This window comes from Martinezella tropici (assembly GCF_008370325.1).
In the GTDB taxonomy this organism is placed as follows: Bacteria; Pseudomonadota; Alphaproteobacteria; order Rhizobiales; family Rhizobiaceae; genus Rhizobium; species Rhizobium tropici_B.
Map to the genome: position 1 here is coordinate 42,107 of NZ_VNIP01000007.1, position 15,545 is coordinate 57,651.

A 15,545-nucleotide genomic window follows, 5' to 3' on the forward strand; every position below is an offset into this window, starting at 1 on the left:
GCGGCGCCGCCGCCTCCACAAAGACAGACGTTTTAGAAAAGGTCATCGACATGAGACGGGTAGTTGTTACGGGTCTGGGTATTGTCTCTTCGATTGGAAACAGTGCTCAAGAAGTGACCGCCTCGCTGCGCGACGCCAAATCCGGCATTTCTTTCTCTCCCGATTTCGCCGAGCACGGCTTCAAGTGCCAGGTCTGGGGTTCGCCGAAGATCGACACGACCGATCTGGTGGATCGCCGCGCCATGCGCTTCCTGTCGCAGGGCGGCGCGTGGAATCATGTCGCCATGAAGCAGGCGATCGCCGATAGCGGCCTTGAGGAAGGTGATATCACCAACGAGCGCACCGGCATCATCATGGGCTCCGGCGGCCCGTCGACCCGCACGCTGATCGAAGCGGCCGACATCACCCGCAAGAACAACAGCCCGAAGCGCATCGGCCCCTTCGCCGTGCCGAAGTCGATGTCGTCGACCGCCTCGGCAACGCTTGCGACTTGGTTCAAGATCCACGGCGTCAACTACTCCATCTCATCCGCCTGCTCGACCTCGGCACATTGCATCGGCAATGCCGCCGAAATGATCCAGTGGGGCAAGCAGGACGTCATGTTCGCCGGCGGCCATGAGGATCTCGACTGGACCATGTCGAACCTCTTCGACGCCATGGGCGCCATGTCTTCGGACTTCAACGACAACCACCCGGAAACCGCCTCGCGCGCCTATGACGCCAAGCGTGACGGCTTCGTCATCGCCGGCGGCGCCGGCGTGCTGGTTCTGGAAGAGCTGGAACATGCCAAGGCCCGCGGCGCCAAGATCTATGCCGAGATCGTCGGCTACGGCGCCACCTCGGACGGCTACGATATGGTAGCGCCGTCGGGCGAGGGTGCCGTGCGCTGCATGCGCCAGGCGCTCGCCACCGTGAAGGGCGATATCGATTACATCAACACCCACGGCACCTCGACGCCGGTCGGCGACAGCAAGGAAATCGGCGCGATTCGCGAAGTCTTCGGCGACAAGATCCCGCCGATCCAGTCGACCAAGTCGCTGACGGGCCACTCGCTCGGCGCGGCAGGCGTTCAGGAATCGATCTATTCGATCCTGATGATGCAGGAGCGCTTCATCGGGGAAAGCGCCCATATCACCGAACTCGATCCGGAATTCGAAGGCGTGCCGGTCGTGCGCAAGCGCATCGACAACGCCAAGTTCGACATCGCTCTTTCGAATTCCTTCGGCTTCGGCGGCACCAACGCCACGCTCGTGTTCCAGCGCTACAACGGATAAGGCAATGACGGGAATCATGCAGGGTAAGCGCGGCCTCATCATGGGCGTCGCAAACAATCACTCGATTGCCTGGGGTATTTCGAAGGCGCTTGCAGCCGAAGGCGCGGAACTGGCTTTCACCTTTCAGGGCGAGGCGCTTGGCAAGCGCGTCAAGCCGCTCGCAGCCGAAGTCGGCTCGGATTTCCTGCTGCCTTGCGATGTCGAGGATCTGGCCTCCGTTGATGCCGTCTTCGACGCGATCAAGGAGCGCTGGGGCAGGCTGGATTTCATCGTCCACGCCATCGGCTTTTCCGACAAGAACGAGCTGAAGGGGCTCTATGCCAACACCACGCGGGAGAATTTCACCCGCACCATGGTGATTTCCTGCTTCTCCTTCACCGAGATCGCCAAACGCGCCGCCGATCTGATGACCGAAGGCGGCAGCATGCTGACTTTGACCTATAACGGTTCGACGCGCGTGATCCCGAACTACAACGTCATGGGCGTCGCCAAGGCCGCCCTCGAGGCTTCCGTTCGCTATCTCGCCGCCGACTACGGCCCGCGCGGCATTCGCGTCAACGCCGTTTCCGCCGGCCCGATCCGCACGCTCGCCGGCGCCGGCATTTCCGATGCCCGTGCCATCCTGTCGTGGAACCAGCGCAACGCGCCGCTGCGCAAGTCTGTTACCATCGACCAGGTCGGCTCGTCGTCGCTCTACCTCCTGTCGGATCTGGCAGCAGGCGTCACCGGCGAAGTCCACTTTGTCGACGCCGGCTACAACATCACCTCTATGCCGACGCTGGAAACGCTGTCGAGCGCGGACGCCGAGTAAGCGTACTGATCTGATCGTCCTCTCGGCCTTTTTGGTCGGGAGGACCACATTTCCGGATATCCCTTCCAAGGATTCCCGATGATGTCCAACGACGCAAAATCCCTCGCATCGACCGAACGCCTCATCCTTCGCCGCTTTGTGCCCGAGGATTTTAAAGCCTATAGCGCCTACCGCTCCCTGCCGGAGATCTATCGTTTTCTTTACCGCGATCCTCCCTCACCTGAAGTGTTGAGGGAGCGTTTCGATATCAGCCTGAATTCCCCTTTCTCCGAAGATGGAGATACGCTGCTATGTGCCGCCATTCGGCGGGAGGACGGTGCTTTGGTGGGAGATGTCAGCCTGACATTCGCAAACAAGGCGGCACTTCAAGCCGAGATCGGTTATACCTCCAACCCCGCCCATGCCGGGAGGGGATACGCGACGGAGGCGGCTGAAGCCATCATCACCCTCGGCTTCGGCAGGTTCGGCTTTCATCGGATTTTCGCACGCCTGGATGCGAAGAACGCCGGCTCCATCGGCGTCGTCGAACGGCTTGGCCTGCGCCGCGAGGCACATCTGATCGAAAACGACCGCTTCAATGGCGTCTGGGGCGACGAATATGTCTATGCCGCGCTGAGTCATGAATGGGCTGCAAGGGCGTCGCGTGAGGCGTGATCTGTTTGCCACCGCAGCATACCCGCACTTCGTCATCCTCGGGCTTGACCCGAGGATCCAGATACAAGTCCCGTGTGCGTTGCCGCGTCCGTGGGCATTGTAACAACGATTCGCGCCGCATTCTCGTTTGTGATTCAACCGGAGATGATGCGTCCGATTGGAACGCTTGTGCGTGGATCCTCGGGTCAAGCCCGAGGATGACGGTAGAGATGGTAAAGGAAGAGCCCCGGAGGTACTCTGCGGCGCCAAGCAGCGTGAGCTGAGTCTCGCAAAAGAAAGGCGGCCCTTTGGCCGCCTTCTTCGCTTATTTCTTTGCCCAGAGCACCTTGTAGCGGGCATTGCGGCAGGTCTCGCCGAATTCCCTGAAATTCTCGGCCAGTACCGGTTCGTAGGGCAGGCCGCGATTGGCGACCAGCATCAGCCGGCCGCCGCCACGCAGCGCCGAGGCGGCCGTCTTGATCATCGCCTGGCCAAGCGAAGGCTCGGCGGCATGGCCCTCATGGAAGGGCGGGTTCATGATGATCAGGTCGTATTTGTCCTTGACCGGCTCGCTCGCCAGATCGTGCCAGAAGAAGCGCTGGGCGACTTTCGGGCAGTGCGACAGCAGATTGGCGCGTGCGGCCTCCAGAGCGCCGTAATGAGCCTCGTAGAGGTCGATGCGCTCGATCCTCGGCGATTTCGTTGCGAGCTCGACGGAGAGGTAGCCCCAGCCGGCGCCGAAATCGGCGGCATCGCCGGCAAAGTCGGTCGGCAGGCGCGAAGCGAGCAGTTCGGAGCCGGCATCGACACGGTCATGCGAGAACATGCCGGGCGCCGTGGTGAAGCTGTCGTCGACGAGCGTCGCCGGCTTTGCGAGCTGCGCCGTCAATAGCTTGATGTCGGCAGGACGCGCAAACCAGAAGGCAACGCCGTGATATTTCGGCATATGCTCGATCTGGAGCCCGAAGGCTTCGATGCGCTTGCGCAGCGGCTGGATGCCATCTTCCTTGCCGCCGGCAACGAGGATGAGGCCGCCTTCCTTTACGCGCGCCAGCGCCTCGGCGATATGATCCTCATTCTCGCCCTTGTGCTTGCCGCAGAGCACCAGCGCGCCGTCATAGCCTTCGCCTTCGATCTCCGGCGTCACGTTGATCCGCTGCGCCTGTAGCTGGCGATAGAAGGGACGGAAGCCCTGGACGGCCGAAAGCTCCGCCGCAAAGCCTTCCGGCAGCGCAAAGCCCGCCTCGGCTCCGAGAAACAAGATGCGCTGACCTTCGCCGGGCGCGTCGACAGTGCCGGAGGCAAAGGGATGGAACAGGGTCTTCAGGGCATCGCGGCTCATGGGCGTGGTCTCGTCGTGGGTTTCGTTATTTGGGTTTGCGGGTGGGTGTCTGTCCCTGTGCTTGCCCCTCACCCTAACCCTCTCCCCGTCGGGACGGGGAGAGGGGACGACGGAGTAAGTCAGCGCCTGGTTGCTTTAAGGCGGCGTCGAACACGGTCTAGTCCCCTCTCCCCGCAATGCGGGGAGAGGGTTAGGGTGAGGGGCCGGGCACTTAATTTCGGCAAAACCGAACCGGCCACCCTCTTCAATATAAAAAGGGCGCGGAAAAGATCCCGCGCCCCGGAACGTGGATGAAGGCGCAGCTTATTCGGCCGCGTCGTCCTTCTTCTTGTCGGCAGGGATTTCCTGGCCGGTCGCCTGGTCGACGACCTTCATGGACAGGCGAACCTTGCCGCGCTCGTCGAAGCCGAGCAGCTTGACCCAGACCTTGTCGCCTTCCTTGACGACGTCCTGCGTCTTGGCAACGCGCTCGGAAGCGAGCTGCGAGATGTGGACGAGGCCGTCGCGGGCGCCGAAGAAGTTGACGAAGGCACCGAAGTCGGCGGTCTTGACGACCGTGCCTTCGTAGATCTGGCCGACTTCCGGTTCTGCGACGATCGAGTGGATCCACTTGCGGGCCGCTTCGATTTCCTTGCCGGACGAAGAGGCGATCTTGACGGTGCCGTCGTCTTCGATGTTGATCTTGGCACCGGTCTTTTCGACGATTTCGCGGATGACCTTGCCGCCCGAGCCGATGACTTCACGGATCTTGTCGACCGGGATGTTCATCACTTCGATGCGCGGTGCGAATTCGCCGAGCTGGCCACGGCTTTCGGTGATTGCCTTGGACATTTCGCCGAGGATGTGGGCACGACCGCCCTGTGCCTGGCCGAGAGCGACCTTCATGATCTCTTCGGTGATGCCGGCGATCTTGATGTCCATCTGCAGCGAGGTGATGCCGTCGGCAGTGCCGGCGACCTTGAAGTCCATGTCGCCGAGGTGATCTTCGTCACCCAGAATGTCGGAAAGAACGGCGAAGCGATCGCCTTCCAGGATCAGACCCATGGCGATGCCGGCAACGGGCTTGGCCAGCGGAACGCCGGCGTCCATCAGAGCGAGCGAGGTGCCGCAAACCGTTGCCATCGAGGACGAGCCGTTGGACTCGGTGATCTCGGAAACGACACGCAGCGTGTAGGGGAACTGTTCCGCCGTCGGCAGCATCGGGCGGATAGCGCGCCATGCGAGCTTGCCGTGACCGATTTCGCGACGACCCGGGGAACCCATGCGGCCGGTTTCGCCAACCGAGTAGGGAGGGAAGTTGTAATGGAGCAGGAAACGCTCCTTGTACATGCCCGTCAGGCTGTCGACATACTGTTCGTCTTCGCCGGTGCCAAGCGTGGCGACGACGATTGCCTGCGTTTCACCGCGGGTAAACAGCGCCGAACCGTGCGTGCGCGGCAGGAGGCCGACTTCCGAGACGATCGGACGAACCGTCTGCAGGTCGCGGCCGTCGATGCGGCTGGACGTGTCGAGAATGTTCCAGCGAACGATCTTAGCCTGCAGGTGCTTGAAGATGGCGCCGACTTCTTCGGCCGTGTACTTGGCTTCGCCTTCCTCGGGCAGGAAATGTGCCTTCACCTTGGCCTTGACGGCGTCGACGGCAGCATAGCGATCGGCCTTCTGAGTGATCTTGTAGGCGTCGCGCAGTTCGGCCTCGGCAAGGCCGAGCATTTCCTTCTCGAGCTCGGAATAGTCTTCCGGCTGGAAGTCGCGCGGTTCCTTGGCGGCGACTTCGGCGAGCTTGATGATCGCGTCGATCACAGGCTGGAAGCCGCGATGACCGAACATGACGGCGCCAAGCATGACGTCTTCAGGCAGTTCCTTGGCTTCGGATTCGACCATCAGAACGGCGTCCTGCGTCCCGGCGACGACGAGGTCGAGGCTCGATTCGTCCATCTCGTCGAGATGCGGGTTCAGCACATATTCGCCGTTGATGTAGCCGACGCGAGCGCCGCCGACCGGACCCATGAAGGGAACGCCCGAGAGCGTCAGGGCTGCGGAGGTGGCAACCATCGACAGGATGTCGGGATTGTTTTCGAGGTCATGCTGGATGACCGTGACGACGACCTGCGTGTCGTTCTTGTAGCCTTCCGGGAAAAGCGGGCGGATCGGGCGGTCGATCAGGCGGGAAACGAGGGTTTCGTTTTCGCTCGGACGGCCCTCGCGCTTGAAGTAGCCGCCGGGGATCTTGCCGGCTGCGTAGGTCTTTTCCTGGTAGTTGACGGTGAGCGGGAAGAAGTCCTGGCCCGGCTTCGGCGCCTTGGCGGAAACCACGGTCGCGAGCACGACGGTCTCGCCATAGGTGGCGACGACGGCGCCGTCGGCCTGGCGGGCGATCTTGCCGGTTTCGAGCTTCAGCGGGCGGCCTGCCCACTCGATTTCGACGGTATGGATATCGAACATATCTTGTCCTTGCACTATGCGGGAAAAGGCGCCGTCGCCGACGAGTTCGGCAGGGCGCATCTTCAACCGCACGAAATGTGACGCATCACGGGCAAGACAACGAGAGGCTTTCGAAGATCGGCCGAAGCATGAAGCTTCGGCTGAAAGCATCCGGCAATCCTGCCCCATGACAGGTCAACGGTTGTTGTTGGCAGCACCGGCCCATCCGGCCTGCCGTCGGCTTCGCTTCGCACCGACATAAGGTGCGAGGGAAACAGTCTCGAGGGTTTCATACCCCTCATAAGCAACCGGCGGACGTTCAGCAGAACGCCCGCCGGAGATTCTGTTAGCGGCGGATACCGAGGCTGGTGATCAGCTTGGTATAACGGCCTTCGTCCTTCTTCTTGAGATAATCAAGAAGCGAGCGCCGGCTGGAAACCATCGTCAGAAGGCCACGACGGGAGTGGTTGTCCTTCTTGTGGTCCTTGAAGTGTTCCGTGAGGTTGTTGATGCGCTCGGTCAGGATCGCAACCTGGACTTCCGGAGAACCGGTGTCGCCTTCGACGGTAGCGTATTCCTTGATCAGCGCAGCCTTGCGCTCAGCTGTGATCGACATCGGATGGTCCTTTCTATGAGAGGAGATTGAAGTCGCCAAACGCCGGGATGTCGTCCAGCATTGGCCGCGAATGCAATCAGGCATGCCTGATGCTGGCGCTGCCTATAAACCAAATGAGCGTCAATGGAAAGAGGGGTTCACCTCCCAGCAGATTTCCCGACCGTTCAGCGCCCCGCCATGGCGTCGCGGATCATGGCATCGTAACCTTCCGGGTCCTGTAGCATGGCGAAATGGCTGGCGTCCTTCAGAATGACGAGCTTAGCGCCCGGAATCTCCTTCGCCATCACCTGCGTGTGATCGAGCTTGACCGCCTCGTCATGGTCGCCGATGGCAAGCGTCACCGGCACCGTGATCTTTCCAAGGTCGACGGCGGTCCATGCCGGCTGCGTCGCCCACATCTGCGAGATCTGGTTGACAAAGGCATCATACTCGTTAGGCGTCGGCGACAGCTTCTTGTAATACTCGCCGGCGGCATTGATGTAGTCATTGAAGGTCTTGTTGCTCATGACGTCGGGCTTCACGCCGTCGGTCGTGACATTGGCCGCCTGGGCGATCACGCGGGTCAGCTTTTCGGGATGTTTCATCGCCATGTCGATGCCGATGATGCCGCCATCAGACCATCCGACCAGCGTCACCTTGCCGATCTTCAGGTAGTCGAGCAGCGCGGCGTAATCCGAAGTCATCAGGTCGTAGCCGAAAGGCTGTTCGCTGCGCGTCGAGCGGCCATGCCCGCGGCTGTCGGCAACGATGACGAGATGATCCCTGGCGAAATCGGCAACCTGAGCGCCCCAGACATCGGCATTTCCGAGGCCGCCATGGATGAAGAGGATCGGGTCGCCCGCACCATATTCGGCATAATACATCTTGATGTCGTTGACATCGGCCATGCCGCTCGTTTTCGGCTGCAGCATTGGCGGAAATGGCGGTAGCCCGGCCCACCGCTCGGCGGATTGGGCGTTTGCAACTGTCAGAAACAGGGAAAAGAATGCAAGTATTCCGAATGCAACTCTGCGCATGTTTGCCCCCTTTGAACGGGCCATGGATGGCCCGTTGGGGAGCATATCGCATCGCCATTGCCCCGCAATAGCGCTATTTCTGGCTGAATTTAACTAGCCGAACACGCGCTTTGGGCGGAATTCGCCCTGACCGATCTCGCCGATTGCGATCAGCTTGCCACGCGCCGTGGCATAGGCCTCGGTTTCGGCAACCGGCGCGTCGCGGCCGCGTACCAGGATCGGGTTGCCCATCTTCAGGCGATGCGCCTGATCGTCGCTGATGACAAGATGCGGCAGCGAAGAAAGAGCCTCGGCCGTATCGATCAGCAGCGCATCGAGGGCTGCAAGCCGCTCGTCAGCATCCTCGATCTCTTCCAGCGCCACCAGATCGGCAAGCGGTACCATCGCCTCTTCGGCAAAGGGCGCGACGAAGCTGCGGCGCAGGCCGGAAATATGGCCGTAGCAGCCGAGATCGCGGCCGAAATCGCGGGCAAGTGCGCGTACATAGGTGCCCTTGCCGCACTCGACTTCGAAATGCGCCGTGTTGGCGTCCGGGCAGGCGAGCAGCGTCAGGCGGAAAATCTCGACTTCGCGCGAGGGGATCTCAACTGTTTCGCCCTCGCGGGCGAGATCGTAGGCGCGTTCGCCGGATATCTTGATGGCGGAGAACTGCGGTGGGACTTGCTGGATGACGCCGGTATAGTTCGGCAGCAGCGCACGGATGTCCTCTTCGCTCGGGCGCTTGTCGGAGCTGGCGGTCACCTCGCCCTCGAGATCGTCGGAAGCGCGTTCCTCACCCCAGGTTACGGTGAATTCATAGATCTTGCGGCCGTCCATGACGTAGGGGACCGTCTTGGTGGCGTCGCCGAGCGCGATCGGCAGCATGCCGGATGCGAGTGGATCGAGCGTGCCGGCATGGCCGGCCTTCTGCGCCTTGAACAGCCACTTGATCTTGGAAACGGCTTCCGTCGAGCCGAAATCAACCGGCTTGTCGAGGATGAGCCAGCCGGAAATCGGGCGGCCCTTGGGCTTGCGTGGTTTGGACATTCTCTGTCTCTGTTATTGATCTTTATCGTTATCGTCTTCGAGATCGCGGCTGACCTCGGGCGAGCGCAGCAGTTCGTCGATCTTCTTGTAATTGTCGAAGCTCGTATCGTCGCGGAAGCGAACTTCCGGCATGTACTTCATCTGGCGAAGCTGCGGACCGAGGCGGCCGCGGATGTACTTGGCATGGCGGTTCAGCGCCTCGATGACGGCGCCGTGGTTGGTGACGCCGAGCGGGGTCACGAAGGCGGTGGCGATCTTCAGATCCGGCGACATGCGCACTTCGGAAATGGAGATCACGGTGCGCTCGATCAGGTCGTCGCGCACTTCGCCGCGCTGCAGAACCTGCGTGATCGCTGAGCGCACCTGCTCGCCGACGCGAAGCATGCGCTGCGAAGGCGCGGAAGAAGTTGGTTTGGTCATGGTTGTTCCGTTAGCAGCGTCCCTTGGACGCGATAAAGCGGGTCAAATGACTCGATCCGGCGCAAAGGTCAAGGCTGGACAGGTTTCTCGGCCCGCCAGAAGCCGAGAATCCTTGCGAAAGCGGCGTCCTGCTCGTAATGCGCAAAAGAAAACCGCCGGTTCGGGCCGGCGGTCTTGATCTCTAGCAAATCGAAAGCGCGCTTACAGCGTACGGGTGATATGCTCGACGCGGAAGCACTCGATGGTGTCGCCGGCGCGGATATCTTCGTAGTTCTCGAAGGCCATGCCGCATTCCTGGCCGACATTGACTTCCGAAACTTCGTCCTTGAAGCGCTTGAGCGTCTTGAGCTTGCCTTCGTGGATGACGACGTTGTCGCGCACCAGGCGAACGCCGACGCCACGCTCGACCTTGCCTTCGGTGACACGGCAACCTGCGACCTTGCCGACCTTCGTGATGTTGAACACCTCGAGGATCTCGGCATTGCCGAGGAAGGTTTCGCGACGCTCCGGAGAGAGCAGGCCCGACATCGCCGCCTTCACGTCATCCACCAGGTCGTAGATGATGTTGTAGTAGCGGATTTCGATGCCCTGACGCTCGGCAAACTGACGTGCCTGCGCGTTGGCGCGGACGTTGAAGCCGATGATCGCCGCATTGGAAGCTTCCGCCAGCGAGACATCCGACTCGGTGATGCCGCCTGCGCCCGAATGGACGATGCGGGCACGAACTTCGTCGGTGCCGAGCTTGTCGAGAGCGCCGGCAATGGCTTCGATCGAGCCCTGCACGTCGCCCTTGATGACCAGCGGGAATTCCTTCACGCCGACAGCCTGAAGCTGGGTCATCATCTGCTCGAGCGAGCCGCGCTGACCCGACAGGCGGGCAGCCGCCTTGTCGCGGGTGAGGCGCTGGCGATATTCGGAGATCTCGCGGGCACGGCTCTCGCTTTCGACGACGGCGAACTTGTCGCCGGCCTGCGGTGCGCCGGAAAGGCCGAGCAGTTCGACCGGCATGGCCGGGCCTGCTTCCTTCACATGCTCACCCTTGTCGTTGACGAGCGCACGGACACGGCCCCACTGGTCGCCGGCAACGACGATCTGGCCGGGACGCAGCGTACCCTTCTGCACGAGCACGGTGGCGACCGAGCCACGGCCGCGATCGAGCTGAGCTTCGATGACGGTGCCTTCGGCCGTACGGTTCGGATTGGCCTTGAGGTCAAGGATTTCCGCCTGCAGCAGAATGGCTTCCAGCAGCTTGTCGAGGTTGGTGCGGTTCTTCGCGGAGACTTCCACGTCGAGAACTTCACCGCCCATCGATTCGACGAAGACTTCATGCTGCAGCAGTTCCGTGCGGACTTTCTGCGGATTGGCTTCGTGCTTGTCGATCTTGTTGATCGCGACGATGATCGGAACACCCGCCGCCTTGGCGTGGTTGATCGATTCGATCGTCTGCGGCATCACGCTGTCGTCGGCCGCAACCACCAGGATGGCGATGTCGGTCGCCTGGGCACCGCGGGCACGCATTGCCGTGAAGGCGGCGTGGCCGGGGGTGTCGATGAAGGTGATCTTCTGGCCATTCTGCTCGACCTGATAGGCGCCGATGTGCTGGGTGATGCCACCGGCTTCGCCGGCCACCACGTTCGCATGGCGGATGGCATCGAGCAGCGAGGTCTTGCCGTGGTCGACGTGACCCATGATGGTGACGACGGGCGGACGGGAAACCAGCTCGCCTTCCTCGTCGGCAACGTTGAAGATGCCCTGTTCGACGTCGGATTCCGAAACGCGCTTGACCGTATGGCCGAATTCGCTGGCAATCAGCTCGGCCAGATCGGCGTCGATGACGTCGCCCGGCTTCATCATCTGACCTTCCTTCATCAGGAACTTGATGACGTCGACCGCGCGCTCGGACATGCGCTGCGACAGTTCCTGAATGGTGATGGTCTCCGGCAGGACGACTTCACGCGAGATCTTTTCGCGCGTTTCCTGCATCTGGCTGCGGCGGAACTTCTCCTGGCGGCGGCGCATGGCGGAAAGCGAGCGACCGCGGGCGGAGCCGTCCTCGTCGACATTGGCCGTCGTGACCGTCAACTTGCCGCGGCGACGTTCGTCCTCGGTCTTCGGACGCGTGGTAACCGGCTTTGCCGGCTCAGGGCGCGTGACCTTGCCGCGGGCCGGAGCGCCACGGGGCGGGCCGCGATCGCTCTCTTCTTCATTGACGCGACGGCGGTTGGCCGGTGCCTCGCCGGCAGGAGCGCCAGGGCGCGCCGGCTGAGGGGCCGCATCCGGACGACGCGCAACGACGGGAGCCGCAGGCGCCTGGACCGCCGGCTTCGGCGCTTCCACCGGTGCGGGGGTCTCGACCTTGGCTTCGGCAGCGCGGGCAGCCTCTTCGGCGGCGCGACGGGCAGCTTCGGCCTGTTCGGCGATGCGGCGTGCCTCGTCTTCCTGACGGCGGCGCGCTTCTTCCTCTGCACGGCGCACGGCATCCGCGGCATCGCGGGCCTGGGCGTCGGCAAGTGCGCGACGGCGCGCATCCATTTCATCGGCGGACAGATGGTTCAGAACCACTGGGCGCGACGAGCGTTCCTGCTGCGGGCGTTGCTGATTACCCTGGTTGGGCTGTCCCGGCCGCTGTTGCTGGCCACCAGGCTGATGAATGCGCGGAGCCGGCTGCGGCGGGCGCGGCGGCTGCGGCGTGGGTTCCGCGACGCGCGTCACCGATGGCGCAGCTGTCGTCGGCGTGATTGGCTTTTCGTCTTCAGGACGCAGCGGGCGGCGCTTGCGGGTCTCGACCACGACCGCCTTGGTGCGACCGCGGCCCATGTCCTGGCGCACGGTGCCCTGGTTTACGCCTGAAGGCTTCAAGGTGAGGGTCTTCTTACCCGAAACACTCAGCGTCTTGTCGTCTTGATTGTCGGTCATTCCGTTCCTGTTCCTTCGGACAGGGCTCGGAAACGTCCGTCAGACCCTGTCGTTCAATGCATGTACCTTAATGAGGCGTCCGGCAGAGGCCGGTGACCGCGTCATTGTTTTCGCCGGCCAGCGCCGCCCGTTGCCCGGGACTGACCGCCGTTGCGGTACCGTTCGAGCAGGTTTGCGCGCTTCACTACACCCTCACCCGCCTGCCCTGCAAGCGCTGCGGCATGGATAAAAGCATTCTGGCCCATCAGTTCTTCCATTTCCGCCTCCGTGAAGACACGGAAGGAGGGTATTTCCTTTTCGGTTTCCATACCGAGATGCCAGGCCTTTCGTGCCTGGTCGATCTTGCGGACGCCATCGGCGGCGGCGGCGATCGCATGGAACACGGCAATTGCCGAACCGTTGCGAACGGCGCCATCAACTTTTGATGACCCGCTGACGAACCGGCCCGCCTTGCGCGCCATGTGCATCATCCCGGCCAGTTGCGCCAGGAGAAGGCGGTCGACGATGGCACCGAGATCGGCCGGTGCCGTCACCTCCGCCTTCAAGGCGCGGGAAAACAGTTTCTTTGCCACTGCCTTGTCCACCAGCGCCCGGTCGACCTTGACCCAGCAGCCGCGTCCCGGCAGTTGCCGCTTCAGATCGGGAACAACGGTCCCGTCGGGAGCGGCGACGAAGCGGATCAACTCATCGGGCGATCCGCTTTCGCGTGTCACGATGCACATGCGGCCGTTTGCGCCGTCATCGCCGAGACCATCGTCCTCGACCGGTGCGCTGGGGCCTTCGGTGATCGTCATGCTTGTTGCTCGGTCTCATCCTCCGCGACCTCTTCGGTCTCAGCGGCGAGATCGGCCTCGGTGATCCAGCCGGCCAGCAGGCGGGCCTGCACGACCATCTGTTCGGCTTCGACGCGCGAGACTTCGAGCTTGGAGAACAGGCCCTCGAACTTCTTCGTTTCGCCGTTCTTGCGCTCGCTCCAGCCGACGAGATCGTCGGCGGCGCAGCCGGCGAAGTCCTCGATCGTCTTGATGCCGTCCTCGCCGAGAGCGACCATCATCTGTGCGGTCATGCCGTTGATCTGACGCAGCTCGTCGGAGACGCCGAGCGCCTTGCGCTTCTCGTCCATCTCGGCTTCGAGCTTCTCGAGATATTCGCGGGCGCGGGTCTGGATTTCCTGGGCAGTGTCTTCGTCGAAACCATCGATCGAGGAGATTTCGTCGAGATCGACATAGGCCAGTTCCTCGACGGCGGCAAAGCCTTCCGAGGCCAGAACCTGACCGACCATTTCGTCCACGTCGAGCGCGTCCATAAACAGGTTGGTGCGTTCGTTGAATTCCTTCTGGCGGCGTTCCGATTCCTCGGCTTCCGTCATGATGTCGATATCCCAGCCGGTCAGCTGCGAGGCGAGGCGGACATTCTGGCCGCGGCGGCCGATGGCGAGCGACAGCTGCTCGTCCGGAACCACGACTTCGATGCGCTCTGCGTCCTCGTCAAGAACGACCTTGGCGACTTCAGCGGGCTGCAGCGCGTTGACGACGAAGTTCGCCGGCTCGTTGGACCAGGGGATGATGTCGATCTTTTCGCCCTGCAATTCGCCGACGACGGCCTGAACGCGCGAACCGCGCATACCGACGCAGGCGCCGACCGGGTCGATCGACGAGTCGTTCGAGATGACGGCGATCTTGGCTCGCGAGCCCGGATCGCGGGCAACCGACTTCACCTGGATGATGCCGTCGTAGATCTCAGGCACTTCCATGGTGAAGAGCTTGACCATGAATTGCGGATGCGTGCGCGACAGGAAGATCTGCGGGCCGCGCTGCTCGCGACGGACGTCGTAGACATAGGCACGGACGCGGTCGCCGTAGCGGAAGTTCTCGCGCGGGATCATTTCGTCGCGGCGGATGATGCCTTCGCCACGGCCGAGATCGACGATGACGTTGCCGTATTCGACGCGCTTGACTGTGCCGTTGACGATTTCGCCGACGCGATCCTTGAATTCGTCGAACTGGCGGTCACGCTCGGCTTCGCGCACCTTCTGCACGATGACCTGCTTGGCCGACTGGGCGGCGATACGGCCGAAATCCATCGGCGGCAGCGGATCGGCGATGAAATCGCCGAGGGCTGCGTCCGGGTTGCGGTCGCGGGCCAGCTCCAGCGGGATCTGCGTGGAATAATCTTCGGCCTTTTCGACCACTTCGAGCAGGCGCTGAAGGCGAATCTCACCCGTCTTCGGGTTGATGTCGGCGCGGATGTTCGATTCCGTGCCGTAACGCGAACGCGCGGCCTTCTGGATCGCGTCCGCCATTGCGGCAAGCACGATCTCGCGGTCGATGACCTTTTCGCGCGCCACTGCATCTGCGATCTGCAGAAGTTCTAGCCGGTTCGCACTGACTGCCATTGTCTTTAGTCTCCGTCTTCCTGCCCTTGGGTTCCCGTTCCGTCAGGCGGTTCGTTGATCGGTTATTCTTCTTCGTCCGCTTCGTTCTGGTTCGCAGCCTCGGCTTTCGCCAGCTTGTCGGCGCGCAGCGCGTCGCGGATGAGATCATCCGTCAGGATCAGCTTGGCTTCGGCCAGCGTGCTGAACGGAATGGTCACCCTGGGCTCCTCGCCATAGGCAACCTGGTCGCGTTCGATCGTGAAGCCGTCGGCGTCGACGGCGGCGATCTTGCCGCGGAAACGCTTGCGGTTATCGACGAGGATCGACGTTTCGCACTTGATGATGTGGCCGATCCAGCGCTCGAAATCCGATTTCCGCACCATCGGGCGGTCGATACCCGGCGAAGACACTTCGAGATGATACGCCTTATCGATCGGATCTTCCACATCAAGAACCGGCGAAATGGCCGTGGAGACCTCTTCGCAGTCCTCGACGGTCATGGTGCCGTCGTTGCGCTCGGTCATGACCTGCAGCGTCAGGCCGTTCTGGTTCAGGAGACGCACGCGCACCAGGCGAAAGCCCATGCCCACAAGGACGGGCTCGATGATGGCGGCAACGCGCTGATCAAGGCCGGTTTCGACGATCAGCCTGGGTTCATTGGTATTGTCTGCGTTTGTCACGTCCGACAAGCATTCA

General features: G+C 62.2%; 13 protein-coding genes. 3 read left to right on the top strand and 10 right to left on the bottom strand.

Annotation, left to right across the window (positions count from 1 at the left end; translation table 11 throughout):
* Positions 1-50: 50 nt before the first annotated feature.
* From fabB to FP026_RS12855, 3 genes are all read left to right on the top strand, one after another.
* A complete protein-coding gene (fabB, locus tag FP026_RS12845) occupies positions 51-1,274 on the top strand; it encodes a beta-ketoacyl-ACP synthase I (protein WP_149635022.1) in 1,224 nt (407 codons plus the stop codon).
* Between the two features lie 4 nt (positions 1,275-1,278).
* A complete protein-coding gene (fabI, locus tag FP026_RS12850) occupies positions 1,279-2,085 on the top strand; it encodes an enoyl-ACP reductase FabI (protein WP_149635023.1) in 807 nt (268 codons plus the stop codon).
* Positions 2,086-2,163: 78 nt separating this feature from the next.
* On the top strand, positions 2,164-2,739 hold the full coding sequence (locus FP026_RS12855) for a GNAT family N-acetyltransferase (protein WP_149635024.1): 576 nt from the start codon (positions 2,164-2,166) through the stop codon (positions 2,737-2,739).
* Between the two features lie 304 nt (positions 2,740-3,043).
* On the opposite strand, the gene FP026_RS12860 is transcribed toward FP026_RS12855, so the two are convergent.
* The 10 genes from FP026_RS12860 to rimP form a co-directional block, all read right to left on the bottom strand.
* A complete protein-coding gene (locus FP026_RS12860; protein ID WP_149635025.1) occupies positions 3,044-4,060 on the bottom strand; it encodes a class I SAM-dependent methyltransferase in 1,017 nt (338 codons plus the stop codon).
* A gap of 303 nt (positions 4,061-4,363) precedes the next feature.
* Positions 4,364-6,502, bottom strand: coding sequence for a polyribonucleotide nucleotidyltransferase (gene pnp, locus FP026_RS12865; protein ID WP_149635026.1), 2,139 nt, complete (start codon positions 6,500-6,502; stop codon positions 4,364-4,366).
* Positions 6,503-6,827: 325 nt separating this feature from the next.
* Positions 6,828-7,097 (bottom strand): 30S ribosomal protein S15, encoded by a 270-nt coding sequence (gene rpsO / locus FP026_RS12870; RefSeq protein WP_015338271.1) that lies wholly within the window; start codon positions 7,095-7,097, stop codon positions 6,828-6,830.
* Between the two features lie 164 nt (positions 7,098-7,261).
* Positions 7,262-8,113 (bottom strand): alpha/beta fold hydrolase, encoded by an 852-nt coding sequence (locus tag FP026_RS12875; RefSeq protein ID WP_149635027.1) that lies wholly within the window; start codon positions 8,111-8,113, stop codon positions 7,262-7,264.
* Positions 8,114-8,206: 93 nt separating this feature from the next.
* Positions 8,207-9,139 carry a tRNA pseudouridine(55) synthase TruB gene (truB, locus tag FP026_RS12880; protein ID WP_149635028.1) on the bottom strand — a complete coding sequence of 311 codons (933 nt, stop codon included), beginning with the start codon at positions 9,137-9,139 and terminating at the stop codon, positions 8,207-8,209.
* Positions 9,140-9,151: 12 nt separating this feature from the next.
* A complete protein-coding gene (gene rbfA, locus FP026_RS12885; RefSeq protein WP_149635029.1) occupies positions 9,152-9,559 on the bottom strand; it encodes a 30S ribosome-binding factor RbfA in 408 nt (135 codons plus the stop codon).
* Positions 9,560-9,760: 201 nt separating this feature from the next.
* Positions 9,761-12,475: a translation initiation factor IF-2 gene (gene infB, locus FP026_RS12890; RefSeq protein ID WP_149635030.1), complete on the bottom strand. Its 2,715-nt coding sequence runs from the start codon at positions 12,473-12,475 to the stop codon at positions 9,761-9,763.
* Positions 12,476-12,576: 101 nt separating this feature from the next.
* Positions 12,577-13,269 (bottom strand): RNA-binding protein, encoded by a 693-nt coding sequence (locus FP026_RS12895; protein ID WP_149635031.1) that lies wholly within the window; start codon positions 13,267-13,269, stop codon positions 12,577-12,579.
* Positions 13,266-14,870 carry a transcription termination factor NusA gene (gene nusA / locus FP026_RS12900; RefSeq protein WP_149635032.1) on the bottom strand — a complete coding sequence of 535 codons (1,605 nt, stop codon included), beginning with the start codon at positions 14,868-14,870 and terminating at the stop codon, positions 13,266-13,268. The genes FP026_RS12895 and nusA overlap by 4 nt, the downstream gene beginning before the upstream one ends.
* Positions 14,871-14,932: 62 nt before the next feature.
* Positions 14,933-15,538, bottom strand: a complete 606-nt coding sequence (gene rimP, locus FP026_RS12905; protein WP_149635033.1) for a ribosome maturation factor RimP — start codon at positions 15,536-15,538, stop codon at positions 14,933-14,935.
* Positions 15,539-15,545: the final 7 nt, after the last annotated feature.

Coding starts and splice junctions, on each gene's coding strand:
- fabB (WP_149635022.1), top strand. CDS start 51: ATGAGACGGGTAGTTGTTACGGGTCTGGGTATTGTCTCTTCGATTGGA.
- fabI (WP_149635023.1), top strand. CDS start 1,279: ATGACGGGAATCATGCAGGGTAAGCGCGGCCTCATCATGGGCGTCGCA.
- FP026_RS12855 (WP_149635024.1), top strand. CDS start 2,164: ATGATGTCCAACGACGCAAAATCCCTCGCATCGACCGAACGCCTCATC.
- FP026_RS12860 (WP_149635025.1), bottom strand. CDS start 4,060: ATGAGCCGCGATGCCCTGAAGACCCTGTTCCATCCCTTTGCCTCCGGC.
- pnp (WP_149635026.1), bottom strand. CDS start 6,502: ATGTTCGATATCCATACCGTCGAAATCGAGTGGGCAGGCCGCCCGCTG.
- rpsO (WP_015338271.1), bottom strand. CDS start 7,097: ATGTCGATCACAGCTGAGCGCAAGGCTGCGCTGATCAAGGAATACGCT.
- FP026_RS12875 (WP_149635027.1), bottom strand. CDS start 8,113: ATGCGCAGAGTTGCATTCGGAATACTTGCATTCTTTTCCCTGTTTCTG.
- truB (WP_149635028.1), bottom strand. CDS start 9,139: ATGTCCAAACCACGCAAGCCCAAGGGCCGCCCGATTTCCGGCTGGCTC.
- rbfA (WP_149635029.1), bottom strand. CDS start 9,559: ATGACCAAACCAACTTCTTCCGCGCCTTCGCAGCGCATGCTTCGCGTC.
- infB (WP_149635030.1), bottom strand. CDS start 12,475: ATGACCGACAATCAAGACGACAAGACGCTGAGTGTTTCGGGTAAGAAG.
- FP026_RS12895 (WP_149635031.1), bottom strand. CDS start 13,269: ATGACGATCACCGAAGGCCCCAGCGCACCGGTCGAGGACGATGGTCTC.
- nusA (WP_149635032.1), bottom strand. CDS start 14,870: ATGGCAGTCAGTGCGAACCGGCTAGAACTTCTGCAGATCGCAGATGCA.